Raw genomic sequence first — 26,650 nt, forward strand, 5'->3', positions numbered from 1 at the left:
TTTCCCTCAGAGCGCGATGCGGCGCGTCAAAAGCGGCGTGGAGGCAGGGCACAGGCCGGAGGCCTGACGGGTCGCCAAGATCGCGGGCGGCGCCGCAGGACGCGGGATCGGGGCGAAGCCGAGCGACTGGAAGAACGCTGACGATTCCTGCGTCGAAGGCAGGGCGTATGCCTGGCGGGCGCCCAGGTCGAGGGCTCGCGTCATCAGCAGCAGGGTGATGTTTCGCCCGATGCCCCTGCGGTGGAAGATTGGCATGACGCAGAGCGACCGCAGCAGGACGTCGGTCCCGTACGGTTCGAGGCCGCCGAAGCCGACCGTCGTCCCGCCGAAGAGCCCGTAGCGGTGAAGGTGCGTCCAGGGTCCCGAAGGTCGTCGGTCGGCAAGCCGGCAGCCGCCAAGTGGTCCTCCAGGTCGTCGTTCGCGGGGAAGACCTCGTCGGCAAGGAAGGGCGTGCCGTCGTCCTTCGTTAGGTCGACCTTCGGCACGGCAGAAGGCGGCAGGAGGTGGAGGACTGCCTCCGATGGCCGGCAGAGCTTCACGCGGGTTGGCGTCACCACGATCGGGCGGTTGATCAAGATCGGGTTCGCGACCATGGCGTCGAGCAGGTCGTCCTCGGACAGGCTCGGCTTGCCGAGCCCGAGCGCCTTGAACGGCGTGCCACGCTCGCGGATCACCTCGCGGACCGGCCGGCCCATGAGGGCGACCAGTTCCCGGAGGCGATCCTTGGTTGGGGGCGTCTTGAGGTACTCGATCACGCTCGGCTCGATGCCGGCGTGCCGCAGCAAGGCAAGGGCGTTGCGAGAGGTGCCGCAGTCGGGGTTGTGGTAAAAGGTGACGTCAAGCACTGGCGGCGTCCTTCGATGTGCAGCACGGCGCCGTCAGTTCGGCGATGAGCGGCGCGCACAGTTCGGCCCGCCCGCCGCAGCAATCCTTGACCAGGAAGCTCACCACGGCGCGGAGCCGGTCCAGGTCGGCCCTGTAGATGATCGAACGGCTGCGGCGCTCGGAACTCACCAACCCGGCGCGGGCCAGGATGTTGAGGTGCGTCGACATCGTGTTGTGCGGCACGGCCAGCTCGCGGGCGACCTCGCCGGCAGCCAGGCCGTCCGGCTCGTGGCGCACCAACAGCCGGAACGTGTCGAGGCGGGTCGACTGCGCCAGCGCCGCCATGGCGAGGATCGTCTCTTCGTTGTCCATCTGTCGAGACTAACAGACATGACGGGCCGCCACAAGCTCGCCTGGGGAATGTCGGGCGCCTCCGCATCATGCGAGGCGCCCTTCTCGTCACTCTCCGTCGCGCTGTTTGCCTCGCGACCACAGCAGGCTGTGGCCCTTCCCGTTCTCGTCGGCGAGCAGGCAGGCGTAGACCGGGGACATGAGGCTCGGGTCGTCGAGTAGAACAGAAAGGTACGGGCGTCCTTCGCGGGAACGCTTCGCCCACGCTGCACCGATCTCGATGGCTCCGGCGTGCACACGGTGGCTCGGGCCATTTTCGCTGCCTCGCGTCACCGGAACAATTCGGATGTCGTTGGCGCGGATGGTCAAGGTGCAAATCGAACCGCTGAACTCGTTGCCTTGAGCCTTGAAGGTGCCGATGGTCGTCATGGTGGTGATCTCCCGTTTCGCTTGAGCCCGCGTCCATCGCGGCCTCGATGGCGATCCAGGGGCCGAAGGCGATCGTCGCCGCATCTGTGAAGACCGCAGCGCCAGCGGAGGACGGCGTCGGCCGGGCTTCTTGCCTCGCGAGGAATGTGGCCCACCAAAGGGGAAGAAGGTCGGCCGACGCCGTTGCGGTAGGCGATCGAGGCGAAGCCGTTCTCCGGGCAGGTCAGCCAGTCGATGAGGCCGCGAGGCGTGGGGATGCCCTACGGGGGAGCGCCGGCGACCCGGATCGGTCGTTCTACCAGCGTTCCCGTTCAGCGCGTTGCAAGCACCTCGGCGACCGACGTCCAGCGCAGCCCCGGATAGCGGCCGTTGTCGAGGGGTGCGAGCTTCCCTTCGCCGGTGAACATGTTGTGCATGTACTGCATGCCCTGCCACGGCGGGAAGACTGACCGCCGGCCGGGCGCAACTGCACGCAGAAGCCGTATGACCGTCGCGAGCGCTCCAAGGCTCCCGGCGCGGAGCGTCTTGAAGGGCGTTCCGGTCACCTTGCCGGCGATGGCGGCAAGGTCGCGCGCGCTGACCTGGTCTCCGGCGATGCGGAGGACCCTCGGAGTCGTGGGATCAAGCGCAGCCTCGGCCGTGAAGGCGGCAACGTCGTCCATTGTCGTGAAGTCGAGCCGCTGGTCGACGTCCCCGAAAAACAGCACGCGCTTCGGCTTGAAGAGGAGGAACGGCGCTTGGCCCGCCAGCAGCTCCATGAAGCCGCCGTTCAAGATGGAGGTGCCCTTGATCGGAGCCGCGTCCAGCAGCTTGTGAAAGTCGCGGCGGAGGTCGAGGTTGCGGTTGGCCCCCGGCTGAGTCTTCGTAAAGTCGAGAGAGAAGTCCGAGGGGATGAAGCGTGGCACGCCGGCTGCGACCGCTGCGCGGAGCAACACCCCTTGGGTGTCGATGATCACGGGGCGCAGGCCGTTCAGCGCCGAGACCAGGCAGGACGCGCCGCGACAGGCCTCGGTCACCTGCGACAGGTCGTCGGGATCGAGTTCCACGACTGTCACGCCCAGGGCTTCCAATCGCGCGACCTTGTCGGGTGTCGTGCCGTGCCGGACGATCGCCTTCACGTCGGCATGGCGAAGGCGCAATTCGCGCGCGATCCGACCTCCAAGGGCGCCCGTCGCGCCAGCCAGCAGAATAGTCATCAGTTTTCCTTTCGAGCCGACATGGCGGCACGGTCATTCGACAAGCTGGAGAGATAGGCCGTTCCCAGCCGACGATCAGTCACTTGAGATTGGACAGCGCGTTCCAGTTGGGGAACGATGGACGATGATGGATCTGGTTGACCTTCGCACCTTCGTCCGCATCGCCGAGCTTCGCAGCGTATCAGCGGCGGCGCGCTCCCTCGATGCGCCGAAGTCGTCGATCAGTCGATCGCTGGCTAGGCTGGAAGCGTCGATCGGCGCGGTCCTCGTCGAACGATCGACGCGGCACCTCCGGCTGACTGACGCCGGCACCCTGCTGCTTCCCCACGCTCTCCGCATCCTCAACGACGTCGACGAGGCCGGGAACGCCCTCGGCAGCTTCGCGGGGAAGCCGCGCGGCACGCTGCGCGTCAATGCCCCCTTCACCTTCGCGGTCGGGCTGCTGGCGCCGATGCTGCCCGGCTTTAGGACTCGCCATCCCGACGTCCGCGTCGTTCTCACCATCGACAACCGCACGATCGACGTGCTGGCCGAGGAGGCCGATTTGGTGGTCCGGATCGGCACCCTCGCCGAATCCGGGCTGATCTCCCGCCGCCTGGCCACGATGCATCTGTGGACCTGCGCTAGCCCGGCCTACCTGGCGGCCCGAGGAGTTCCCGCTTCGGTGGACGACCTGGGGGGACACGACCTCCTGGACAGGGCCGACAGGGCGACGAAGTGGACGTTCCGGACCGGCGAGCGCGAGGAGGCGGCCGTCGAGTTCCAGCCCGTCATGGTGGTGCCCGAACCTGCCGCAATGCTCGTCGTGCTGGTCGGAGGCGGCGGCATCGCGCGCCTTCCGGATTTCCTCGCTGCCCCCGCCATTGCCAGGGGCGAATTGGTCCGGGTGCTTCCCGCGCATGAACCGGAGTCGGTCGACGTCCACGCCCTCTATCCGAGTCATCGCAGCCTTTCGGCCAAGGTCCGGGTCTTCATCGATGCCTTGGTCGTTCACCTGAAAGCTCATCCAGCAAGCCGCATCTCCACCTGACTGAAACGGCCGCGTTCAATGTCGGTCTGGTGGAACCATGGTGCCCCTGACGTGAACCGCCAGATGGCGCGCAGGACGCCCTGCGCCATTGTACCGGAGCGTCGAGGCTGCCGTGACCTGAGCGTCCTCGCGCGGGGTGAGGGGAACCGTTCAGCGACCCAGCATGTCGCTCAGGATCGTTGGAAACGCTGCCCTTACTGAAAATACCCCCGCGTCGCTCGCGGCCAGGTGAGATCGTCCCAGCGACGCCCGCGGCTGATTTTCAATCTACATTCCGCTTCGAGGCAAAAACGCATATTCACTATGCGAATATTTGCGATCCGATACGGGATCGAAAGCTTGTGCCAACGCTTGGCACAGCCCTTACTGAGGTTCCTCATCGGAGCCACCGCGATTCCAATACGCAAGACCATGAACGTGTCCGTGACGCCGGAGCTGGAAGGTGCGGTCATGGCGCGCGTGGCCGCCGGCCGCTACCGCACGGCGAGCGAGGTGTTCCGCGCGGCGTTGAGGCTCCTCGACAAGGAGGAACCGCTCGACGCGGCCGTCCTCCCTCGCAGGGAAGGGGGAGAGACGACCATGTCGGACCAAGCCGGAAAGTCCAGCAAGCAGAAGCACGCCGAGTCCGACGTCGAAGGATTCCGCGAGGACCTGGGTCCGTTCGTCGTCGCTGCCGAGACGACGCGAATGCCGATGGTGTTCTCCGACGCCACGGCTCCGGACAACCCGATCGTCTTCGTCAACCAGGCCTTCCTCGACCTGACGGGCTACGACGAGCAAGAGGTGCTCGGACAGAAGTTCGACTTCCTGTTCCGGCAGGGCACGGACCCCGAGGCGCTGACGGAGATCCGGACGGCGTTCCAGGGCGGCCGAGGCCTCGAAACGCCGGTCCGCTTCCGGCGCAGGGACGGCGGCACGGTCTGGGTCTCCATCTTCATCAATCCGGTACGGGACGGCGCGGGGAGGGTCGTGCAGCACTTCTCTTCCTTCGCGGACGTGACGACGCACAAGCGGGAAGAGGAGCGGCTCAGGTTCCTGCTGGACGAACTCAACCACCGCACCCAGAACACGCTCGCGACGGTCCTTGCGATCGCCGGGCAGACGTTGCGCGGCATGGCGGCCGAGCGGACCATCGAAGCCTTCGAGGGGCGCATCCTCGCCCTGTCGAAGACCCACGCGCTCCTCGGCTCCGAAAATTGGGACAGGGTCGGCCTTCGGGACATCCTCGACCAGACGCTGGGGACCCTGGGGATTCGGGCCCGAGTCTCGATCGAGGGGAACGACGTTCCCCTCCGGCCGAAGGAGGCGTTGAGCCTCACGATAGCGTTCCATGAATTGGCCACCAACGCCATGACCTACGGCGCGCTCTCGACCGACGGCGGAACGGTCGACGTATCGTGGCGGCTCGAACCCATGCCGAACGGCGATCGGGTCCGTTTGCATTGGAGCGAGAGCGGAGGCCCTCCCGTCACCCCACCTTCATCCACGGGATTCGGCCGGCGGCTCATCGAGGGCGGCTTGGCACAGGACCTGAACGGCGAGGTGCGCCTTGCCTTCGAGGTCACGGGAGTGACTTGCGAGATCGCGATGCCGGTCCCGAAAGGGGATCGGTGGGCGAGCCATGACTGATCATCTGTCCGGCCGGCGCATCCTCGTCGTCGAGGACGAGGTGTTGGTCTCGTTCATGTTGGAAGACATGCTCGGACAACTCGGGTGCGAAGTCGTCGGTCCCGCCGCGCGGGTCGACCAAGCCCTGGCGATCATCGACGCCCAGGAGATCGACGCGGCGGTGCTCGACGTGAACCTCAACGGCGAGAAGAGTTATCCCGTGGCGGATGCGCTTGCGGCTCGGGGCGTGCCGTTCGTTTTCTCCACCGGCTACGGACCGAAAGGTATCGGGGAAGCCTACCTTCGATATCCCGTGCTGCAAAAGCCGTTCAAGAGCGGGACGCTGGGCGATGCCCTCGGGACGTTGCTGAGCGCCGGGGATCGTGAAGCATCCCAAAACGCCGGGGATCGTGAAGCGTCACAAAAGGCTCCCCCTGCCATCTGGGATGCGAACCGGCTGCGCATTGCCACCGACGCCGCAGGGGTCGCGTTGTGGTCCTGGAACGTCGATACCGACGCGATCTCGATGGACGAGCGTGCCCACGACCTGTGGGGGGTCCCGAGCGGGCCGGTCACGTTCACCGACCTGTCCGCGAACATCCATCCGGAGGACCTCGACAGGGTCAGGGCCGCGTTCGCGTCGACGAGGGAAGTCCTGGGCGCCTACGAGGTCGAGTTCCGCATCCTGTGCGGCAAGGAGGTGCGGTGGGTCTCGGCACGCGGACGGGGTGACGACCAGGGGATCGTCGGCCGCATCATGTTCGGGGTCTTCCTCGACGTGACCGAGCGCAAGATGGCGGAGGAAGCCCGCGAGATGATCGCGGGCGAGATGGGACATCGGGTCAAGAACCTGTTCTCCATCGCGTCCGCCCTGGCGATGATTTCCGAGCGGTCGACCGAGACCTCGAAGGAGATGTCCGAGGATCTCAGGCTGAGGTTGTCCGCCCTCAACCGCGCGCACGACCTCGTTCGTCCGATGGCCGGCGACCCGGAAAAGGCGGCCCATCTCGCCGACCTGCTCGCGCTGCTGCTGGCCCCCTATGCCGGCGACGGGGCCGGCGGTGACCGGGTCCTGGTCACCGTACCCGAGTTGATCGTCGGCGAGGCCTCCGCAACGGCCCTGGCCCTCGTCGTCCACGAATTGGCGACGAACTCGATCAAGTACGGAGCCCTCTCGACCGCGACCGGGACGCTCGACGTTTCCTGCGTCGCCGACGACCGGGAGGCGGTGATCACCTGGAGGGAGCGAGGCGGGCCCGAGGTCATCCCACCGAAGGGGAACGACGGATACGGCAGCCGGCTGGTCACCGGTGCCGTATCGGGCCAGCTCGGCGGCTCGATCGACTTCGAATGGCTCTCGGAGGGCGTCATCATCGTCCTGCGAATCCGCAAGGCGCAGCTGGGGACGTGAGTCCCGCGTACCCGCTATCCAGCGAACAAGTCCCGAAGACGCCCCGCAAGGACGACCGTTCGAAAGCCTCCATGTGGCCCGTCGAGTCGCGGTTCATGCCGCTTGTGGCAGAAGCACCTTAAAGGTCGGCGAGACGATCGACACGCTGACACCGGTTTTCCCGCTCACTTCATCCATGGCGGCTCCCAACTGCCGGACCAGGGAGTCGACGATCATCGTTCCCAACCCGCCGCCCAGTTTGCCGACTTGAGGGGCTTTTCCGACGCCGTTGTCGGAGATCGTCAGCTTCCAATCCGCTCCGTCCGCCTCATAGGTGACCAGGATCCGGGAGTCGGGCCCGCCGTTCGGAAACGCATATTTCACGGCGTTGATCACAAGCTCCGTGACGATCAACCCGATGCTCACGACATTGGACGACGCGATCAAACCTTCGTCGGATAGGACCTCGATCGTGATCGGACGGTTTTCGTCGCTCATCGAGGAAGCCAGACTGTCGCAGAGCTTCGAGAGGAAGGCGCCGATCTCGATCTCGACCATGCCCTCGCATTCACTGAGGTGCGCTTGAACCAGCGCGACCGACATCACGCGCTCATAGGCGTCCTCAAGGTGACCGCGCGATTCGATCGAGGCGACGGCCCGTGCCTTCAAGAGAAGGATGCTGGCAATGATCTGAAGACTGTTCCTGACGCGGTGCTGTAGCTCCTGCAACAGGATGCGGTTCTGGGACAACAGGCGTTCAGCCTCAACGAGCAGTTCCTGCTTCTCCCGTTCGATCGCGCGGCCGTCGGTCACGTCCCTGAAGGCGAGCAGAATGGTCGATTTCTCGCCCTCGGGGGTGAGCAGTTGCCGAGCGTTCAGCAACATGACCCGATGACCGACCTCGGGGAAATCCTGCTCGACCTCGAACGCGTCCATGGCGGCGTGATCGGGAATGATTGTTTCAAGGAGGAGACGCAGTGCAGGGATGTCCCACTGGCCGTCGCCCAATTCATAGAGCGTGCGACCCCGAGTTTCTTCAGGGTCGACCTTGAACGTGTCGTGAAAAGAGCGACTCGCCGCCAGGACGCGAAACTCGCTGTCGAGGACCAGGAACGGGTCAGGGATCGTATTCACGATCTCCAGCGCGAGTATCCGCGCCTCATCAACAGTCAAGAACGGGTTCATCATCGGCGCCATCCTGGAATAGGGGAAACGGCCATGCAGGAAGGATCGACACGCCCGAGGTCGCGAAGGATCAAAGTTAACACGGAACCGAGTCCCGGCATAACCTGCGCTTGGCCAAGGCAGGTCGCCGCCACGACATGGTATGCAACCGACTTAAGCCACGACGCTCCAATGCGAGTCCTCGGACGAAGCGCCGGATCACGGCGTCGTTCAGGCCGTGAGCGTTTTCGCATTCCCGCGAACCGAAGTCGTTCATGTCATTGCTGAGGCGAGGGCCTAGGGTCTTCATCCGGGCCCCACTCCCCACCTGCGCAGACGCATGGGCGCCGATTCTCGCCCGTCTCCGGATCCGTGCCCTCCTGAGTCATCAGAAAGCGGGTCGAACATCCTCGATCTCTATGCTCGCGCGGCGTCTGCCGACGTGATGACCGGCGATTTGCCGGCCCAGTGCCGGTCCTCAAGCTCAGTGATGAGGAAGCGGGCCACATCTGCGCGCGCAATGCTGCCACCATGGAAGTCGGTCAGATCCGTGAGGGCACGTATATCGTCGGTGGCCGGGCCGTTGGTCAGATTGGTGGGCCTGACGATCGTCCAATCCAGGCTGCTTTCGCGGACCTCGTCTTCCTGCCGATCCTTGTCATGATAGGTCGAGTTGAGGAGCAACGGCTGGACGATGCGATCATACAGGAAGCCTCCATGGCCGTGACTGTCGCCCGCGCCAATTCCCGTGATGCACACCAGGCGCTTGATCCCCCGATGCTGCATGGCGTCAATCAGGACGCGCGTAGCGGTCGAGAGGAGCGTCTCTTCGTGGAGCAGGGACAGCTTGGTTCCCAGCGCGCTGATGACCCCATCGCAACCGGCAAGCGCCTTCGCGACGGCTTCGCCATCCCGTGCGTCGCCCTCGATGATGTCGGTACCGGGAAGTAGCGGCGCAGCATCCGAGGCCGAGCGCGCCAATGCGTTTACCTGATGTCCCCTGGCCAGAGCTTGACGAACGACCTCTCGGCCGGTGCCGCCGGTCGCGCCGGTTACGAGAATCCTCATGGTTTTCTCCTCAGGCATGGCGCCGACCGCGCGGCGACTTACCACGATATTCGTCGAGAGAGCCTCGTTCCGGTGCGGTTCAGTTGTCGGAAAGGCAGGTCCGCAAATCGGTGATCCCCGCAGCCTTAATATGAATCCACAGGGCGATCAGGATCCGTTTCCGAATAGTCGCAACCCATGATCGCTTGGCGCCTGTGAGGTTCGCCCAGTCCAACGTGCCGCCCGTCGCACCGATCATCCGCAGGGTCTTCAAGGGACCCCTGATCCTCAACTCGGATTACGACGGTCCCCGGGCGCAGGAGGCACTCAACGACGGCGGGGCCGACGCTATCGCGTTCGGCCGGGCGTTCCTGCCAGATCCGGATCTCTCCCGCCGAAGCCAAGACTATTTGGCGTTCACGGAAGGCAACGTCGCGACCAGGTACACCCGGGGGCCGAAAGGCTAAATCGACTATGCCTGGGCTCCCGGATGACCAATGGTGCCGGGCGTATCGGAAAGAGCGTGATCCGGGTCCATCGTCCTTGGCAGCCGCCGGGGTTGGCGAGACAGGCTGCCCGTCGAACGCAACTGGACCGGGCCTACGCCAGGAAAGATCGTCGTTGGCTTCAGCCGCTGACGGGCAACGCTGTCGAGCGCATCAAGTAGGGAAGCCGCCCATCCGAGGCGCGATACGGAGCAAGCATGGTCAAGATCGCCGTCCTCGATGATTGGCAGGACGTGGCGCGTCGGAGCGCCGACTGGTCGGCCCTGGAAGCCCGCGCCGACGTGGTCTTCTTCGCCGACGCCCTCGGCACCGAGGAGGCCGCGACCGCGCTGGCCGAGTTCGACATCCTGCTGACGATGCGGGAACGGACGGCCATTGCCGACAGCCTCCTCGCGCGACTGCCCAAGCTGCGCATGATCGGCATCACGGGCGGCGCCAACGCCTCGCTCGACATGGAGGCCTGCGCTCGGCGGGGGATCACGGTCTGCAACACCACGGACGGGCGCCCGGCCGCGTCATGGGCCACGGCCGAACTGGCGCTCGGACTCTTGATCGCCGCCGCCCGGGCGATCCCGGTGGCCGATGCCACCATGCGGGCCGGCGGCTTCCAGCACGGCGTACCGGTCGGGATCGGCTTGGCGGGAAAGACGCTCGGCATCCTCGGCCTCGGCCGCCTCGGGACTCGGATGGCGCGTTACGGTGCCGCGCTCGACATGGACGTCATCGCGTGGAGCCCGAACCTGACGGAGGAGAAGGCACGAGAGGCCGGCGCACGGCTGGTCGGAAAGGGCGATTTGATGGCGACGTCCGACGCGATCTCCATCCACATGGTGCTGTCGCCCCGCAGTCGCTGCATCCTCGGCGCCGAGGACATCGCCCGCTTCAAGCACGGCGCCATCCTGATCAACACCTCCCGGGGGCCGCTGGTCGACGAGGCGGCGCTGGTCGCCGCCGTCCAGGCGGGCCGGATCGTCGCCGCGCTCGACGTCTTCGACAAGGAGCCGCTTCCGAAGGACCACCCGCTCCGTGCGGAGGGGTCGACCGTGCTGACGCCCCATCTCGGCTACGGCGTGGCGGAAACCTGGCGCGATTTCTATCCCAAGAGCGTCGAGAACGCCCTCGCCTTCCTCGACGGCACCCCGATCCGCGTCGTGGGGCCGAGTTGACCCCGACGATTGGACCGACGTGAACACGGCGTCCTACGGCCGCGCGCAACGGGTGGCCAAGCAACAACGCCACCGGTCCGAGGTTGACCCCAGGGCATCCGCCCGCCACCCGAGGACGAAACGATGACAAGCCACATGCCGCCGGTGCCGCCCGCCAACCGCAGCCCGAAGGGGACCGGTTCCGATCCGAAGACGGATCGGGACACCTCGATCCACCACCCGCAAGCCGACAACACCGCCGAGCAGGGCGAGACCGCCAACGTCAAGCAGAACACCACGAACAAGGGATACTTCGCCGGCCGCCGCGTGAAGTAGAACCGCGTCGAGCACGCCATCTCCGCCACGCGATCGGTTCCCGGCCTCCCCGCGCGGCTGGGCCGGACCCCTCGATCGAAATCGCGCACAGCCCGCAATTGAGAACGCGCGACATGACGTTCGCCGACGCTGGACGCTCGCCGTCATCGCGGCGATCCGGGCACCTCGTCGCAACCGTTTTCGCATTCCCGGTCAGCGCCTTTGATCGTCTCGCTCGGCAGGAATGCCTGTCATCATCATGGACAGCGTGACTACGATCGCGAACGGGCTTGAACGACGCTGCGGGACGACAGGCGTGCCGACGCAATCCGTCGCCAACCATGACCAGGTACGAACATGAAAATAGGCATCATCGGCGCCGGCCAGATCGGCGGCACGCTGACCCGCCGCCTGACCGCGCTCGGACACCGCGTCGTCGTGGCGAACTCCCGCGGCCCCGAGACCCTCAAGGCGCTGGCTGCCGCGACCGGCGCGACCGCGGTCTGGGCGGTCGAGGCTGTCCGCGACGTGGATCTCGTCGTCGTCACGATCCCGGAGAAACGTGTTCCCGAACTGCCCGCCGGCCTCTTCGCCGACGCCCCGGAGCGACTGGTCGTCGTCGACACGGGGAACTACTACCCGCGCCAGCGCGACGGCCTCATTGCTGCCATCGAGGGCGGCCTGCCGGAGAGCGTCTGGGTCGAGCAGCAAATCGGCCGTCCGGTCATCAAGGCGTTCAACAACATCCATGCCGGACACCTGATGGACCTCGGCAAGCCCCAGGGGACGCCGGGACGCATCGCCCTGCCGGTCGCGGGCGACGACCCGGAGGCCAAGGCAACCGTCATGACGCTCGTCGAGGAACTTGGGTTCGACCCCGTCGATGCCGGCGGCCTCGATGCTTCCTGGCGGCAGCAGCCGGGCACGCCTGTGTACGGCGGCGACCTCGACGCGGCCGGCGTCCGTCGCGCCCTGGGCGAGGCGAGCAAGCCCCGGACGCCGGAGTGGAGCGCCGTCACGTGAGCCGCGCTCCATTCTTCGACGCCAACGGCATGCTCGACGGCTAGTCGCGAGGAGACTTCTAAGATCCGATCATCATCGGATCGGTCAGGTCGAATGGCGCTCGGACGGGAGACTGGCCCGTTCCCCTATGGGATGCCCACTCTCCATTTACAGACACCGGGAATGCGAAAACGCTTCGACGCTCCAGCCGACAAGCATGCATTACTTGGCGAGAGAGGCCGCCACGCTCTTGCAGCGGGCGGCCCGAGTTTGGGGAGGAAGCGCCCCGGAGCGGCAGGCATCGAGGCAACGTTACGCGGTCCAGCCGTGGATCGAGGTCGGTGTTCGGCGTCGATCGAGGCGGTGCGGAAGGCCGGCAACTCGCGGTGCGACCTAACGGCGAAGCGGAGCCGCCACTCGCGGCCCGATCGACTCAGCGGAGGACGCCTTGCGCGCTCGAGACATCATGTCGACGGAAATGATTACCGTCAGGTCCGATGCGGCCATCGAAGACGCCGTGCGGATCATGCTCGCCTCGCACGTCAGCGGTCTGCCCGTGGTTGACGACGCCGGACGTATCGTCGGCATCGTCACCGAAGGGGACTTCCTCCGTCGAGAGGAACTGGGCACCGAGCGCCGCCGGCCCCGGTTGCTCGGCTTCCTGCTCGGACCCGGCAGTCTTGCCGACGACTATACCCACTCGCATGGACGCAAGGTTTGCGAAGTCATGAGCCAAGAGGTCGTGACGGCATCGCCCGACACGTCGATCGAGCGCATCGTCGACCTGATGGTCTCGAAGGGCATCAAGCGACTTCCCGTCGTGCGGGACGGCGTACCGGTCGGGATCGTGGCCCGGGCCGACATCCTCCGCGCGTTCGCCAAGGCCAGTCCGTTCAGGTGGCCGGACCCGATGCGGGATGACGCGGACATCCTTTCCGAGATCTTGGCCGAATTCGATCGCGAGAGATGCATTCCCAAGGGTGCCGTCGACGTCCTCGTTCGCGATGGCCAAGTCGAGCTGCGCGGATCGATTTCCGACGAGCGAGAGCGCGCGGCGGTCCGCGTGGCGGTCGAGAACGTGCGGGGCGTTCGCGCGATCAAGGACCACATCGTCTGGGTGCTGCCCATGACGGGCGCGTTCGAACTCTCGCCGGAGGACCGAAAGGCCGAGGACGCCCGGTCCGCCTCTCTCGCGAAAGTCCCATGACCCCGCCTGTCCGATGCAATGCGGGACCCAATCATGCCCTGGTCATGATCCGAAACGGCCGTCGCGCTCCGGTGCAGGACCGGCCTATGGGTCCCCTTCCGCAAGCCGGCTGCACGTGGCCTCTCGTTGTGCAGTCGAATATCCGTAAAAGCCGAGCGTCCGAGGCCCGGGAACCGAAGCGATGGGACGGCGACACGCCTTGCCGACGCGCGGGGGTGCATGGGCGTTCGCGGTCGTCGGATCGCTGCACGTGACGGGCCTCATCGGTCGCGGTGCCGATGCCACGAAGGGCGCTCCGGCCTTCCTCTGGAGCCACCGCTGGTTCGTCCTTGCCGTGGTGGTCGTGCTAGGCCTGGGCGGCTGGCAGGGCGCGCGTATGTGGTTCGGCCCCGGCGTCGTCGTCGACATTGCGAAACGGGGCGCGCTTATCGAGACGGTCGTGGCCACGGGCAACGTCGAAACGCTCTATCGGGTGATCATCGGCAGCCAGATCACCGGAACGGTCGAGCAGGTCCTGGTCGAGGAAGGCGTCCGTGTCACCAAGGGGCAGCCGCTGATCGCGCTGGAGTCGCGGGAATTGAAGGCCGCCGTCGTCCAGGCGCAGGGCGCCGTCGCGCAGGCCGAGGCGCGGACACGTCAGATCGACGAACTCACGCTTCCGACCGCCCGCGAGACCCGCAAGGAAGCACAGGCCACGCTGCTGAACGCCCAGCAGACGTTCGACCGCACGTCGGACTTAAGCCGCAACGGGTTCGCCACGCACGCAGCCCTCGACACGGCGCAGAGGGATCTGGACGTCGGGCACACGCAGGTCCGCTCCGCCGAGGTACAGGTCTACACGTCCAGCCCGGGCGGCAGCGATTACGTCATGGCGCAGACCCAGCTCAACCAGGCGCGGGCGAGCCTCGACACCGCCACCTCGCGACTGGCCTACGCGACGATCTCGGCGCCCAGGGACGGCGTGCTCATCACCCGAAACGTGGAGCGCGGTACCGTCGCGCAGCCCGGGAACACGCTGCTCGTCCTCGCCCCCGATGGGGACACGCAGCTCCTCCTGGCGATCGACGAACGCAACATGGGCAAGCTCGCGCTGGGGCAGCACGCCATCGCCTCGGCGGACGCCTATCCGGACAAGCGGTTCGACGCCATCATCTCCTACATCAACCCGGCCGTCGACATCACGCGGGCGTCCGTCGAGGTCAAGCTGACCGTGGCCGCCCCCCCGGCCTACCTTCGGCAGGACATGACGGTCTCGGTCGACATCGAGGTCGCGCGCAGCGCGAACGCCCTCGTCCTGCCGGTGCGATCGGTGCGTGACGGCCTTTCCGGTGACCCTTGGGTCATGGGGGTGCGGAACGGGCGGGCCTACAAGCAGTCCGTGCGCCTCGGCTTGCAGGGGAACACGCAGATCGAAGTCCTCGCCGGCATCAAGGACGGCGACGCCGCGATCCCCGCGAGCGCCGGCGTCCTCACGGGGCAGCGGATCAGGCCGATCACGCCATGAGCCGATGGCTGCCCTTCGAGTGGATCGCCGCCATTCGCTTCCTGCGCGAAGGGCGGATGCAGACGCTGTTCATCATCACCGGCATCGCGATCGGCGTCGGCGTCATCGTCTTCATGTCGGCGCTCCTGACGGGGCTTCAGGCGAACTTCATCAAGCGGGTGCTGACCTCCCAGCCGCAGATCCAGCTCATCCCGCTCGATCAGATCGCCCGTCCGCTCCGAAACGCGCCCGGCGTGTTCGAGAATGCATCCGTTCAGCGTCCGAGCCAGCGCGTCATCTCCGTCGATCAATGGCAGAAGGTCCGCGACCGCATGCAGTCCATGCCAGAGATCACGGCCATCTCCCCGACGATGGCCGGCTCGGCTCTCGCGATCCGAGGGGCCGCGAGCCGTGCGATCACGATTTCCGGCATCGAGCCCACTTCGTATTTCACCATCGTGCGGATCCCGGATTATGTCGTCGCGGGCGTGCCGCGCCTGAACAGCCAGGACATCATCATCGGCACCGAGCTGGCGAAGGACCTGGGCGCCACGGTAAACGACAAGCTGAACGTCCAGGCCGCGACCGGCACGCCGGTGGTCCTGACCGTCACGGCCGTGCTCGACCTCGGCAACAAGGCCGTCAACGAGCGCAACACCTACGTGGCCCTTCGGACGGCGCAGTCGCTGCTCGGCATCATCGGCGGCGTGACCACCGTCGACCTGACCGTCAAGGACATCTACGCGGCGGAGACCCTGGCCAAGCGGATCGAGGGCTCGAACGCCGTCGAGGCCGACAGCTGGATCGCCACCAACGCCCAGTTCTTCACCGCCGTCCAGGCCCAGAAGACATCCAACACGATGATCCGGCTCTTCGTCGCGCTCTCGGTGGCGTTCGGGATCGCGGCCGTCCTCGTCGTTTCGGTGATCCAGCGCTCGAAGGACATCGGCATCCTGCGCGCCATGGGCGCGTCGCGCGGCCAGGTCCTGCGGGTGTTCCTGATCCAAGGCGGCGTGCTCGGGTTCGTGGGTGCGATCGCCGGGTCCGTCCTGGGCGCGGGGGGACTGATGTACTGGCATTCCGCCATGCGGCAGGCCGATGGATCGGAGCTGTTCCCCTTGATGCTGGAGCGCGACCTCTTCATCGCGACGGCGCTGCTCGCGACGGCGACCGGGCTGGTGGCCGCCATGGTCCCGGCGATCCGGGCGGCCAAGCTCGATCCCGTGGTGGCGATCCGTGGATGATCCGGTCCTGCGCCTCGACAGGATCTGCAAGGCCTACAACGTGGGCCTGCCTTCCGAGACGAAGGTGCTGCACGACGTCGATCTTACGCTGAAACGCGGGGAGTTCCTGGCGCTGATGGGGCCGTCCGGCTCGGGAAAGAGCACGCTCCTCAACATTATCGGGCTCCTGGACCGTCCGACGTCCGGGCACCTCTTCATCAAGGGCCAGGACACCGCGCTCCTGAACGACGCAGCGTTGACGCGGCTCCGGGGGCACACGATCGGCTTCGTGTTCCAGGACCATCACCTGATCTCGGCGTTCACCGCGGTCGAGAACGTCCTGATGCCGCTGCTCGTCGACGCCGAGTTCGCCGGCCCGGACATCGTCCAGAAGGCCAATGCGCTCATGGCGCGGGTGGGGTTGGCGAAGGTCGCCGACAACCGGGCGATGAACATGTCGGGCGGCCAGCAGCAGCGCGTGGCCATAGCCCGCGCACTGGCGATGAGCCCCGACCTTTTGCTCGCGGACGAGCCCACCGGCAACCTCGACACGCAGTCCGCCGGCGGCGTCTTCGACCTCATGCGGGAGGTAAACCGCGAGAGCGGAACCACCATCCTGATGGTCACGCACAACCTCGATCTCGCGAAGCGCTGCGATCGCATCGTGGACGTCGTCGACGGCCGCATCACGGCTTGAGGGAGGGCGCCTAGACCGGACGCCTCATGGGGTCGACCGCTACTTCTGCGGCGTCATCAGGTCTTCGGCATGGAAATAGGCGCGGGCGTGCTTTTGCAGCGCGCCATCTGACGGGTGGTCGACCGTCTCGATGCCGACGATCTTGTCCATCGCGCGCGGATCATGGGCCGCGATGTGTTTTATAGCACGGTCTTGGCCAAGCCGGGTCCCGTCAGCGGGCCGTTCCGATCGCCTCGACCACCGCGTGCAGGTAATCCTTGTCTTCGGCGGCATGACCGCTCCCGATGGAATTCGCCTTGTGGTGGATATGGACGTGGGGGTCCTCTGGATGCAGGACCAGCTTGTCCATCTGGTCGGCGTCGAAATGGAAGACCTTGGCTTCGTGGTGATCGATCCACACGACGGCGTGGTTGTGCTGCTTCATCGGCTCGACCTCATGAGAGTGGGGCGTCGTGCTCGACGCCGAAGGGTCGCGTGGCCCCATCGACGCCGCGAACGAAGCGCCGTCATGCCGCCGGGGCAAGCTCGGTTTCATCCTGCACGGGATTGAGTTCATCGCCGCGCTGGCGGACCCACTTGGTGATGTGATCGAGGGCGGCCCGGATGCGGGGAGTGTCGCGATTGTCCTTGTGCACGACCTGCCAGATGCCCGTGCTCGGTATCTGGGTCGGCAGCGGCGGGGTCTTCAGCCGAACGAGCCCTGGCTCGGCGTCCGCGCAGTAGCGGACGAGGCTGGCCAGGCCTCCTCCTTGTTTGGCGGCCGCGAGCGCGGCCGCGTGGCTGCTGGTCTGCATGGCGATGCGCGCCCGAGGCGCAAGCTCCGCCAGCCAGTCCGTCTGGGTCGCGTCCTGGATGCCTTCGAGTTGGGTGATCAGACGGTGCCCGGCGCAGCCCGCGTCGTAGTCGCATTCGCCGTGCCGTTCGAGGTAGCCGGGGCTGGCGTAGAGCCCGAAGGCGAGCGTGCCGATCCGGCTGACGAGGAGGTCGTGCTGTTCGGGTTGCCGAAGACGGATGGATATGTCCGCCTCGCGCATGGAAAGGCTGAGTTCCCGAGGGTTAGGGATCAATTCGACCATGATGTCGGGTTGCGTTTCGTAGAGCGTCCCCAGGCATGGCGCGACGAGGTTGCTGGCGATCGTCTCCGCGCAGGTGACGCGGACCGGGCCCGCCATGCGCAGGTCGCGTCCGACCACTTGGCGCTCCAGCGCAAGTGCCTCCGCCTCGACCAGTTCCGCCTGCTTGCGGACATCTTCGCCGGCCGGCGTGGGCACGTAGCCGTCCGGGGTCCGGTTCAGGAGCCGGACGCCCAGGCTGGTTTCCAGGGAGTTGAGGCGGCGGCCCACGGTCGACTGGGCCACGTGCAATTGCTTCGCGGCACCCGAAAGGCTGCCCAGACGTGCTACCGCGAGGAAAAACCTCAGGTCATCCCAATCCAGCATAGGGCTCTCCTAAACACGCGACGGACGCCCGAACCAGACGCTTTCCGTTTCCGCATAGTCGCTACCCGGGATCGCTCGGTGCGTTCGAGATCAGAAAAGCTTATCGGGGAGACGTATTGCAGGTCGATCGTGGAGTTTCTTTGCGTCGGGACGAAGGTCCTCCCACGTCCGGTCCGACAAGTTTACATCTACCAACGACACCCTAGCGACATACGCCGCATGCGATCTTCGATACTCGCTATGCGAAAACGCTGCTTCCACGTCGGCTCGACTCGGCCGCCGTGGCTTCGGAGCGGCCTACCATGAACCATCTCATCGTGGTCGCCCGTCCCGTCGAACCTCCTGCACCGGTCTCCCCGAGGCCTGAAGGCGCGGCCAGCGTCGGAAACAAGGACATCGCGAAATGGAACTCGACGAAGCCATGGCGGGCCGCCGGGCCGTCCGCGAATACATGGCCCAAGCCGTCGACGAACGAACGATCCGTCTCCTGATCGACGACGCGATGGAAGCGCCGAGCGCCGTCAACGGGCAGCCCTGGACCTTTACTGTCGTGCGAAACGGGTCAGTGCTCGATCGCGTATCGCGGGACGCGAAGGCCCACGTGTTGGCGACGACGCCTGCCGACGCAGTGCCGGCGCACTTCAAGTCGATGCTCGACGACCCGGATTGCCAGGTCTTCCACCACGCGCCGGTGCTCGTCCAGATCTCGGCCGCCACCGAGAACGCCTGGAAGGTCGAGGATTGCGCGCTCGCCGCCCAGAACCTCATGCTGGGCGCCTATGCCGTAGGCCTGGGCTCCTGCTGGATAGGCCTCGCGCAGGGCTACCTCGGGACGACTGCCGGCAAGGCGGCGCTCGGTCTTCCCGTCGAATGGGCCCCGGTGGCGCCGATCATCCTGGGACACCCGAAAGCCGCGGCGGCCCCGGTCCCTCGCAAGTCGCCGGAGATCCACTGGGTGGATTGAGGACGAAGCGCGTGCGGCGACGACCTGCCGAGAGGCCGACTAAGCTCGGTCCGAAGCGCCTCCGGCAAGCACCCGGCGTTCCCGATGAAAGGACCGCGAACGTTTTCGCAGGCGCGACTGGACTCTTGGCAATATCGCAGCCGCGCGAACCCTGTTGCAGGGCTGATCGAGGCATTTGAGCCTGCACTGGCCGCCGCGACCGATGTCGACGGCCTGACGTCGGACCGGCGTCGACTCACGCGTACGCATATTCGCATAGCCGCGGCGCGAAGTCGGTTCGGGTGTGAAGGTTGACGTTGGACTACAGGTCGATCGGCCAGGGCGAACGCCTTTGCTTCTGCATTGGATCGCCACGATGGCACGCCCCGCCGCATTCGCCTCGTTGCCGCCGAGCCTCAATCCCTTCCTGTACTCTGGGGTGGGCACCGAATTGAACGGCTCGGAGTTGACCGTCCTTTCGATCCTGGCCCGGCTCGGTTTCGATCCTTGGATCGAGGCCGGTCGCCTCGTCACCCTTCCGAAGGCGGTCGCGGCGTCCTGGTTCGCCGAGCGGATTTCGCAGATGCCGCTGACTGCGCCTGCCCTTGCCGGAGCGGCCGAAACCGCTTCGAGGCTGGTCGCGCTGCTGCCGGCCGATGCGCAGGTAATTCGGGTCGGCTCCAAGAGCGAAGCCGCAGGCCAAGTCGACGCGGCGAGGACGCCCCATTGGGCAATGCTCCTCATGGTCCTGTGCGCCCTCGCGCTCGGTGCGGTCGCTTCGTCCCATTCCCCGGCAGCACAGACCACATCCGCGCGATCCGAACCGATCCATCTGGACGCGATCAAGCCACAAGACGGGACAGGAGTCACGACCCCTGTGAACCGTGATTGACGAGGCGTTCCACCCGACGCGTAAGCCTTAGGAGATCATCGATGCTCATCGCAGTTTCAGCGCTCAAGGGATACGCCGTCGAGGCCAGTGACGGCGGCGGGATAGGGAAAGTCCACGACCTCCTGTTCGACGACGTGACCTGGCGGCTCCGATGGCTCGTCGTCGACGTCGGGTCCTGGCTCAGCGATCGAAAGGTCCTCGTCCATCCCTCGTCGATCCGGAACCCGGATTACGTCGGCCAGGTGCTGCCACTCACCCTGACGAAGCTCCAGATCGAGAATAGCCCGCCGCTCGCGACGGACCAGCCCGTGTCCACCAGGATGGAAACGAACCTCTTCGACTACTGCGGATCGGATCCGCTCTGGGGTTACAGCTACTTCGGTGGGGATGGCCTCGGAGGGCCCTTGGGCGGTCCGAGGTACCTCGGCGGACGTGACGGTGTCGGCCTCGCCGACGACGACGAAGGCGACCCGCACCTTCGCAGCCTCGCCGAGGTCACCGGCTACCACATGCACGCCGTGGATGGCGAGATCGGCCATGCAGAGAACTTCCTCGTCGACGACGCCAACTGGGACGTCCGCTACATCATCGTGGACACCAGGAACTGGTGGCCGGGCGAGCATGTCCTGATCTCGCCTTACGCCGTGAAGGCCGTCAGCTGGAGGGCCCGTGAGATCAGGCTCGACGTCGGTCGCGAGAGGGTGAAAAGCAGTCCGCCTTGGGACCCGATCGCAATGATCGACCAGGTCTACGAGAAGAAACTCCACACCCATTACGGCTGGCGTGGTTACGGCTTCTGAACACGGGGAGGCACCACCACCCCTCGCGGCCTCGTCAGCGCGGCCGCGCTTCCATCGTTCCGAAGCACTGGCTCGCTGCGGCCATATCGGCGCATCCCGACATTGCACCGAAGGCTCAGCCCTCATGGAAACCAAACCCGCCGACGCCCAGGTTGCCGGTTCCGAGAGGGAATCGAAGGCCGAACGCGAGAAGGGATCGAAATCGCCGTCGAAGGTCATCGACGCGAACGCGGCTCGGGATGCGCCGAAATCGACCGATCCCGCTGACGTTACTGCCGGCGCCGCTCAACAGGCAGGGCTGACGAGCGACGAAGCGCGCGCGCGGCTCGACAAATTCGGGTCCAACTCCCTGCCGGACACCGGCGCGCATCCCCTGCGGATGGCGCTGGAGAAGTTCTTGGCGCCCGTGCCGGGGATGCTGGAAGCGGCGGTCGTCCTGGAGGTGGTTCTCGGCAAGTACGCCGAGGCTGCGATCATCGTCTTCCTCCTCCTGTTCAACGCCGCCCTCGGCCTGTTCCAGGAGAGCCGCGCCCAGGCAACCCTAACCGCACTGAAGGCGAAACTGGCGCTGTCCGCGTCGGTGCGACGTGACGGCAAATGGAAGACCGTACCCGCCGCGGAGCTGGTCCCCGGCGACTTGGTGAAGCTCTCGCTCGGCGGCGTGGTCGCCGCCGACTTGAAGCTGACGAGCGGGGAGATACTGTTGGACCAGTCGATGCTGACCGGCGAATCGGTCCCGATCGAAGGCTCCGCGAACCTCCAGACCTATGCCGGGGCATTGGTTCGGCGCGGTGAGGCCGAGGGGGTCGTCACGGCCACCGGCGGACGGACCAAGTTCGGCCGGACGGCTGAACTCGTTCGGACCGCCCATGTCGTGAGTTCCCAGCAGAAGGCGGTCCTGCGCGTCGTGCTCAACCTTGCCGCCGTCAACGGCGTCGTCATCCTGATGCTGGTGGGCTATTCCTGGTTCATCGACATGCCGGTCGGCGAGATCATCCCGCTCGTCCTCACGGCGATCCTTGCGTCCATCCCGGTCGCGCTGCCCGCCACCTTCACCCTCGCCTCGGCCCTCGGCGCCCGCGCCCTCGCCCAGAAGGGCGTCCTGCCGACCCGCCTCTCCGCCGTGGACGAGGCGGCATCGATCGTCGTGCTGTGCGCGGACAAGACCGGCACGCTGACGCGCAACGCGTTGAAGGTCGCGACCGTCCGTCCGGAACCGGGTTTCGACGAGGCGCACGTCCTGGCACTGGCCGCGCTCGCCAGCTCGGACGGCGGAGACGACCCGGTCGACGGGGCCATCCGCTCGGCCGCCGCGGGCAAGCCCGTCCCCGACGCGCCGAAGCTGGTCAAGTTCGCCGCGTTCGATCCGGCCAAGAAGATGTCCGAGGCGACGGCGACCGGGGCCTCGGGGGACGCGCAACGGATCGTGAAGGGCGCTTTCGTCGTCGTCGTCGCACTGGCCCAGTCCTCACCTGGCGCCGCGGTCGCGGCCAAGGAACTCGAAGGCCAGGGTTTCCGGGTCCTGGCGGTCGCGGCCGGGTCCCCCACGGCGATGAAGCTCGCGGGACTGATCGCGTTGAGTGATCCGCCCCGTCAGGATTCGGCCGGGTTGATCACCGAGTTACACGGCCTCGGCATCCGCACCGTGATGGTGACGGGCGACGCGCCGGCCACGGCGGCCATCGTCGCCAAGGCCGTGGGACTGGCCGGCCCGATCTGCCCGCCGGAGCCGATCCCCGACGCCGTCCGGCCGGAGCAGTTCGCGGTGTTCGCCGGCGTCCTGCCGGAAGACAAGTACAAGCTCGTCAAGGCGTTCCAGACGGGCGGCCATGCCGTCGGGATGTGCGGCGACGGGGCCAACGACGCACCGGCCCTGCGCCAGGCCCAGATGGGCATCGCGGTCTCGACGGCGACCGACGTCGCCAAGTCGGCCGCCGGCATGGTGCTGACGGAGCCCGGGCTCGGGGGCATCGTCGCCGCGGTCAAGGAAGGGCGGACCACGTTCCAGCGGGTCCTCAGCTACACGCTCAACTCCATCACGAAAAAGACGGTGCAGGTGCTGTTCCTGGCGGTCGGCTTGCTCATGACCGGCCACGCGATCCTGACGCCGATGCTCATGGTCCTCATCATGATCACCGGCGACTTCCTCGGCATGGCGTTGACGACCGACAACGTCCGTCCGTCGCCCGCGCCGAACGCGTGGCGGATCGCCCCCCTGACCGTCGCCGGCGTCAGCATGGGGCTCGGCGAGTTGCTCTTCTGCTCGGCCATCCTGGTCTTCGGGTTCTACAGGATGGGCTTTGCCATCGGCCCGTTGCAGACGCTGGCTTTCGTCGCGATCGTGTTCGGCAACCAGGCGACGACCTACACCAATCGTGAGCGCCGCCACCTGTGGTCGTCCCGGCCCAGCTCCTGGCTGATCGCGTCGTCGACCGCCGACATCCTGATCGCCTCGACGCTCGCGGTCGGCGGCATCGCGATGGCGGCCCTGCCGCTTTGGCTGGTCGTTTCCACGCTCGCCGCCGCGGCGGTCTTCGCGGTCCTCCTGGACTTGGTGAAGGTGCCGCTCTTCCGACGTCTCGCGATCACCTAGGCCGGATCAGGAGTGCATCGAATGGCGACGAAGATCGATTCCAAGGACTTTCGCGTGCGCGAGGACGACGAGGTCGATCTCGAGAAGTGGCCCACGCGCGTCGAACCCGTCTACCGGTCGAAGGAGCAATACCAGTCGATGCTCACGGACCATGTCGGCCGCCTCAGTGATCAGCAGCAGCTCCTCTACGCTTCGGATCGGCATTCCGTCCTGCTGATCTTCCAGGCCATGGACGCCGCGGGGAAGGACGGCGCGATCAGGCACGTGATGTCCGGCGTCAATCCGCAGGGTTGCCAGGTCTTCAGCTTCAAGCACCCGAGCGCCGCGGAGTTGCAGCACGATTTCCTCTGGCGCACCACCCGTGACCTGCCGGAGCGCGGGCGGATCGGGATCTTCAATCGGTCGTACTACGAAGAGGTTCTGATCGTCCGCGTCCATCGGGAAATCCTCCTGGGCGAAGGTGTTCCCGACGCGCCGCGCCACGACAAGGAACTTTGGCACGATCGTTATCGGTCGATCCGCAACCAGGAGCGGCACCTCCACGCCAACGGCACCCGCATCGTCAAGTTGTTCCTTCATATGTCAAAAGAGGAGCAGCGGAAGCGCTTCCTCGCTCGCATCGACCAGCCGGACAAGAACTGGAAGTTCAGCGATGCCGACGTGAAGGAGCGCGAGTCATGGAAGCGTTACATGACGGCCTATGAGGAGTGCCTGGGCAAGACGAGTACGGGCGACTCCCCTTGGTACGTCGTGCCCGCCGACGACAAGGAAAACGCGAGACTCATCGTGTCACAGATCGTCCTCGACACGTTCGAGGAGTTGAAGATGTCTTTCCCGAAAACCAGCGAGGAGCGACGCCTTGAATTGCTGTCAATGCGCAATCGGTTGGAGCCTGAAACCAGGAGGCCGGCATGATCGTGACTAGGGTTGCGCGGCAGAACCATTGCGCCAGTGTTCTCCCGAAGCACGCTTTCGAGCGTCGGCGTAGCCCCGGCACCTGAAAGGTCATCTCACGGTCAATGCCGAGGTTGGCAATGGCTTGCTCTCGTTCACGAAGATCTGTTCGCGTCAGATGACTGCGCCGCGCGCAGTGCGCCGCCGCAGCCGCATCCGCATCGACAAGGGCTCAGTGCCGTTCGGCGGTCCTTTCCAGGTGGCCGCCGAACCCGAAGCGGAGCGCCGACAGGACACGGTCGGCGTAGTCGGCCTGGCCTCGGGAGCCGAAGCGGGCGAACAGGGCGGCCGATATCACCGGCGCCGGCACGTTCTCGTCGATGGCCGCCTGGAGGGTCCACCGCCCTTCGCCGGAGTCCGACACCCGGCCGGCGTAGCCATCCAGCCCCGGGCTTTCCCTCATGGCTGCCGCGGCGAAGTCCGGCAGCCATGACGAGACGACGCTGCCGCGCCGCAACATCTCGGCGACCTGCGGTACGTCGATGTCGTATTTGTAGAGTTCGGGATTGCGTAGCGGCGTCGTCTCCGCATCGGCCGCCGCCGGGGCGAGGAGCCCGGCGTTAACGTGCATGAGGATGTCCAAGCCTTCCGCGTAGGAGGCCATCATCCCGTATTCGATACCGTTGTGGACCATTTTCACGAAATGCCCGGCGCCGATCGGCCGCAATGGAAGTAGCCCATCTCCGCGTTGGTCGGTTCGCCGGTGGCCCCGGCGGTTCGCGCCGCGGCGTCGACGCCGGGCGCCAATGCACGAAAGATCGGATCGAGCCGTTGCACGATAGCCGTATCGCCGCCGATCATGGCAGAAACCACGCTCCAGCCCCCAGACTCCGCCGCTCACGCCGACGTCGACGTGTGCAAGTTCTTCGCGCGCAGCTCGCCGGATATCGTCGTGGTAGTAGGAATTGCCGCCGTCGAGCACGACGTCACCCGATTAAAGAAGGGGCGTCAGCGTCGAGATCACCGAGTCCACACTCGGATCCCTCATGCAACGGCTTTCAAGGGCGGCGAGATCGACGGGTTTGGAGCGGCCAAACCGGCCAACACCAACGCGGAAGCCGGGTTCATCGCTTCCACCATCGACGTCGGGATAAGGATGGTCGACCCCCTCTCCTTGGTCGTCTCGTAGATGATGTTCATCGCTCGCAGCTGCAGGGCGATCGGGTACTCGGCGTAGGTCTTCGCGGCCGCGACAAACCGGCTGGCGACCTCGTCCTCGGCTGATCCAAGGATGATACGGGCTTGCTTCTCCCGCTCCGCCTGCGCTTGGCGCGACATCGCATCCTGAAGCGCCACGGGGATCGCCACGTCGCGCACCTCGACCGAGGTCACCGAGATGCCCCAGGCCGATGTCTTCGCGCCGATTTCGGCTCTGAGCTGTTCGTCGGCCGCCTTCCTGTCGGACAGCAATGCGGCCAGCATCGAGGAGCCGATCATCTCGCGGAGCGAGGTCTGCGCTACCCGATCGATCGCTTGACGATAATCCGTGATCTTCAAAGCGGCTGCCTCCGCGTCGTGCACGTGCCAGAAGATGATGGCGTCCACGTTGACCGGCACCGTGTCCTTGGTCAGCGCCTGCTCGGCGTTGAAGGCCGTCGTCTGGATCCGTTCGTCGATGACGGCGATGACCCGGTCGAACACGGGAATGATCAGGAACAAGCCGGGCCCGCGGACGCCCTGGAGCTTGCCCGCTCGAAGGATCACGAACTTCTCCCAGGAATTGGCAACCTTGAGCGAGAGGGCGACGAGCACGGCTGCAACGAAGAACAGGATGGCCAGGGGTACGGCGAACCAGCTGAACGACAACGTGCCGAATCCGGCAAGCGCCAATCCGCAAAGGAAGAGGATCGTTGCCAGCAGCGATGTGATCGGGTTCATGCGACGGCTCCTGGACGCTCGAACTTCATGCCCCAATTGAGACATATCCGGGTGAACGCGCAGGTGACCGTTGCCGACGTGCCTGATTTCGCGTTTGGACTATTCGTTTCCGCATTCGACCGATCATGGCGTGCTGCACGAATTGAAGGAGCCCGGTGAGGGCGGCCGTGGCCGTGCCGGTCAGGATGCCCGTGAGCACCACCGCCAGCCAGAACGCGGCGGCACCGGCTTGGCGCAACGACGTGGGGACTTCCTCGCGGATGGGTGAACGATTCAAGGGCCCGCACGATTCCTGGCGAGGAGAGAGCGACACGCCCCTGATCAGGCGCCGATCACGCTCCGCCGAGTCAAGTGCGGCGTCGACCGTCAATCTCGATGGTCGTCAGACCTGGTTTCCAGCCTCCAAGGAAACCGCGTGATCGCGACGCGCGGGGACCTTGCTTGGATCAGGGCTTGCATCGACCACGGCCCGCTTTGCAGCCCGCGACCGCGAGGCACGTCGATCCGGGATCCGTCGACGATGGCGGCAAGCC

At 66.1% G+C, this 26,650-nt stretch carries 26 protein-coding genes and 2 pseudogenes; 17 read left to right on the plus strand and 11 right to left on the minus strand.

Annotation, left to right across the window (positions count from 1 at the left end; translation table 11 throughout):
• Positions 1–6 precede the first annotated feature (6 nt).
• From M8523_RS28450 to M8523_RS28470, 5 genes and pseudogenes are all read right to left on the minus strand, one after another.
• Positions 7–531, minus strand: a complete 525-nt coding sequence (locus tag M8523_RS28450; protein WP_345894320.1) for a GNAT family N-acetyltransferase — start codon at positions 529–531, stop codon at positions 7–9.
• 26 nt (positions 532–557) lie between these two features.
• A pseudogene (arsC, locus tag M8523_RS28455) lies at positions 558–845 on the minus strand (arsenate reductase (glutaredoxin)); the annotation flags it as partial.
• Complete coding sequence (locus M8523_RS28460) at positions 838–1,197, minus strand: ArsR/SmtB family transcription factor (protein ID WP_282588261.1); 360 nt, start codon at positions 1,195–1,197, stop codon at positions 838–840. The gene M8523_RS28460 and the pseudogene arsC, both read right to left, overlap by 8 nt.
• An 87-nt stretch (positions 1,198–1,284) precedes the next feature.
• Positions 1,285–1,605: a DUF736 domain-containing protein gene (locus M8523_RS28465; RefSeq protein WP_282588262.1), complete on the minus strand. Its 321-nt coding sequence runs from the start codon at positions 1,603–1,605 to the stop codon at positions 1,285–1,287.
• Between the two features lie 311 nt (positions 1,606–1,916).
• A complete protein-coding gene (locus M8523_RS28470; protein WP_282588263.1) occupies positions 1,917–2,801 on the minus strand; it encodes an aromatic alcohol reductase in 885 nt (294 codons plus the stop codon).
• A gap of 124 nt (positions 2,802–2,925) precedes the next feature.
• On the opposite strand from M8523_RS28470, the gene M8523_RS28475 reads away from it, so the two are divergent.
• The 3 genes from M8523_RS28475 (at position 2,926) to M8523_RS28490 (ending at position 6,850) form a co-directional block, all read left to right on the plus strand.
• A complete protein-coding gene (locus tag M8523_RS28475; protein ID WP_282588264.1) occupies positions 2,926–3,831 on the plus strand; it encodes a LysR family transcriptional regulator in 906 nt (301 codons plus the stop codon).
• A 411-nt stretch (positions 3,832–4,242) separates the two neighbouring features.
• The gene (locus M8523_RS28480; protein ID WP_282588265.1) at positions 4,243–5,460 is read left to right on the plus strand and encodes a PAS domain-containing protein; all 1,218 of its coding nucleotides are present in this window, start codon (positions 4,243–4,245) and stop codon (positions 5,458–5,460) included.
• Positions 5,453–6,850 carry an HWE histidine kinase domain-containing protein gene (locus M8523_RS28490; protein WP_345894317.1) on the plus strand — a complete coding sequence of 466 codons (1,398 nt, stop codon included), beginning with the start codon at positions 5,453–5,455 and terminating at the stop codon, positions 6,848–6,850. The genes M8523_RS28480 and M8523_RS28490 overlap by 8 nt, the downstream gene beginning before the upstream one ends.
• 93 nt (positions 6,851–6,943) lie before the next feature.
• Here M8523_RS28490 and M8523_RS28495 read toward each other — a convergent pair whose 3' ends face one another.
• Positions 6,944–8,017, minus strand: coding sequence for a sensor histidine kinase (locus tag M8523_RS28495; RefSeq protein WP_282588266.1), 1,074 nt, complete (start codon positions 8,015–8,017; stop codon positions 6,944–6,946).
• A 393-nt stretch (positions 8,018–8,410) separates the two neighbouring features.
• Entirely contained in the window at positions 8,411–9,061 is a 651-nt protein-coding gene (locus tag M8523_RS28500; protein ID WP_282588267.1) for an NAD(P)-dependent oxidoreductase, read from the minus strand.
• Between the two features lie 185 nt (positions 9,062–9,246).
• Here M8523_RS28500 and M8523_RS28505 point away from each other — a divergent pair, with 185 nt between their 5' ends.
• From M8523_RS28505 to M8523_RS28540, 8 genes are all read left to right on the plus strand, one after another.
• Positions 9,247–9,507 carry a hypothetical protein gene (locus M8523_RS28505; protein ID WP_345894318.1) on the plus strand — a complete coding sequence of 87 codons (261 nt, stop codon included), beginning with the start codon at positions 9,247–9,249 and terminating at the stop codon, positions 9,505–9,507.
• A 236-nt stretch (positions 9,508–9,743) separates the two neighbouring features.
• A complete protein-coding gene (locus M8523_RS28510; RefSeq protein WP_282588268.1) occupies positions 9,744–10,712 on the plus strand; it encodes a D-2-hydroxyacid dehydrogenase family protein in 969 nt (322 codons plus the stop codon).
• Positions 10,713–10,835: 123 nt separating this feature from the next.
• A complete protein-coding gene (locus tag M8523_RS28515) occupies positions 10,836–11,027 on the plus strand; it encodes a hypothetical protein (protein ID WP_282588269.1) in 192 nt (63 codons plus the stop codon).
• A gap of 336 nt (positions 11,028–11,363) precedes the next feature.
• Positions 11,364–12,029, plus strand: a complete 666-nt coding sequence (locus M8523_RS28520) for an NADPH-dependent F420 reductase (RefSeq protein WP_282588270.1) — start codon at positions 11,364–11,366, stop codon at positions 12,027–12,029.
• A gap of 445 nt (positions 12,030–12,474) precedes the next feature.
• Positions 12,475–13,215, plus strand: coding sequence for a CBS domain-containing protein (locus M8523_RS28525; protein ID WP_282588271.1), 741 nt, complete (start codon positions 12,475–12,477; stop codon positions 13,213–13,215).
• A gap of 181 nt (positions 13,216–13,396) precedes the next feature.
• Entirely contained in the window at positions 13,397–14,719 is a 1,323-nt protein-coding gene (locus tag M8523_RS28530) for an efflux RND transporter periplasmic adaptor subunit (RefSeq protein ID WP_282588272.1), read from the plus strand.
• Entirely contained in the window at positions 14,716–15,942 is a 1,227-nt protein-coding gene (locus M8523_RS28535; RefSeq protein WP_282588273.1) for an ABC transporter permease, read from the plus strand. Before M8523_RS28530 ends, M8523_RS28535 begins: the two co-directional genes overlap by 4 nt.
• Positions 15,935–16,618, plus strand: a complete 684-nt coding sequence (locus tag M8523_RS28540; protein ID WP_282588274.1) for an ABC transporter ATP-binding protein — start codon at positions 15,935–15,937, stop codon at positions 16,616–16,618. The genes M8523_RS28535 and M8523_RS28540 overlap by 8 nt, the downstream gene beginning before the upstream one ends.
• Positions 16,619–16,829: 211 nt before the next feature.
• Here M8523_RS28540 and M8523_RS28545 read toward each other — a convergent pair whose 3' ends face one another.
• Both M8523_RS28545 and M8523_RS28550 read right to left on the minus strand, forming a co-directional pair.
• Positions 16,830–17,042, minus strand: coding sequence for a hypothetical protein (locus tag M8523_RS28545; RefSeq protein WP_282588275.1), 213 nt, complete (start codon positions 17,040–17,042; stop codon positions 16,830–16,832).
• Positions 17,043–17,124: 82 nt separating this feature from the next.
• Positions 17,125–18,057, minus strand: a complete 933-nt coding sequence (locus tag M8523_RS28550) for a LysR family transcriptional regulator (RefSeq protein WP_282588276.1) — start codon at positions 18,055–18,057, stop codon at positions 17,125–17,127.
• 403 nt (positions 18,058–18,460) lie between these two features.
• Between M8523_RS28550 and M8523_RS28555 the strand changes: the two genes are divergently transcribed.
• The 5 genes from M8523_RS28555 to M8523_RS28575 all read left to right on the plus strand — a co-directional run bounded on the left by M8523_RS28555 (position 18,461) and on the right by M8523_RS28575 (position 24,200).
• Entirely contained in the window at positions 18,461–19,021 is a 561-nt protein-coding gene (locus tag M8523_RS28555; protein WP_282588277.1) for a nitroreductase family protein, read from the plus strand.
• Positions 19,022–19,376: 355 nt separating this feature from the next.
• On the plus strand, positions 19,377–19,892 hold the full coding sequence (locus tag M8523_RS28560; protein ID WP_282588278.1) for a hypothetical protein: 516 nt from the start codon (positions 19,377–19,379) through the stop codon (positions 19,890–19,892).
• A gap of 41 nt (positions 19,893–19,933) precedes the next feature.
• Positions 19,934–20,692, plus strand: coding sequence for a PRC-barrel domain-containing protein (locus M8523_RS28565; protein ID WP_282588279.1), 759 nt, complete (start codon positions 19,934–19,936; stop codon positions 20,690–20,692).
• Between the two features lie 124 nt (positions 20,693–20,816).
• Positions 20,817–23,285 (plus strand): HAD-IC family P-type ATPase, encoded by a 2,469-nt coding sequence (locus tag M8523_RS28570; protein WP_282588280.1) that lies wholly within the window; start codon positions 20,817–20,819, stop codon positions 23,283–23,285.
• A 21-nt stretch (positions 23,286–23,306) separates the two neighbouring features.
• Positions 23,307–24,200 carry an ADP-polyphosphate phosphotransferase gene (locus tag M8523_RS28575; protein ID WP_282588281.1) on the plus strand — a complete coding sequence of 298 codons (894 nt, stop codon included), beginning with the start codon at positions 23,307–23,309 and terminating at the stop codon, positions 24,198–24,200.
• Positions 24,201–24,411: 211 nt separating this feature from the next.
• Here the strand turns inward: M8523_RS28575 and M8523_RS28580 are convergent.
• Together M8523_RS28580 and M8523_RS28585 are read right to left on the minus strand one after the other, a co-directional pair.
• Positions 24,412–25,212 (minus strand): annotated as a pseudogene (locus M8523_RS28580) (NADP-dependent phosphogluconate dehydrogenase); the annotation flags it as partial.
• A gap of 11 nt (positions 25,213–25,223) precedes the next feature.
• A complete protein-coding gene (locus M8523_RS28585; RefSeq protein ID WP_282588282.1) occupies positions 25,224–26,117 on the minus strand; it encodes a slipin family protein in 894 nt (297 codons plus the stop codon).
• Positions 26,118–26,211: 94 nt separating this feature from the next.
• Between M8523_RS28585 and M8523_RS28590 the strand changes: the two genes are divergently transcribed.
• Positions 26,212–26,385: a hypothetical protein gene (locus M8523_RS28590; protein ID WP_282588283.1), complete on the plus strand. Its 174-nt coding sequence runs from the start codon at positions 26,212–26,214 to the stop codon at positions 26,383–26,385.
• Positions 26,386–26,650: the final 265 nt, after the last annotated feature.

It is taken from the genome of Lichenifustis flavocetrariae (assembly GCF_026130545.1).
Taxonomy (GTDB): Bacteria; Pseudomonadota; Alphaproteobacteria; order Rhizobiales; family Beijerinckiaceae; genus Lichenihabitans; species Lichenihabitans flavocetrariae.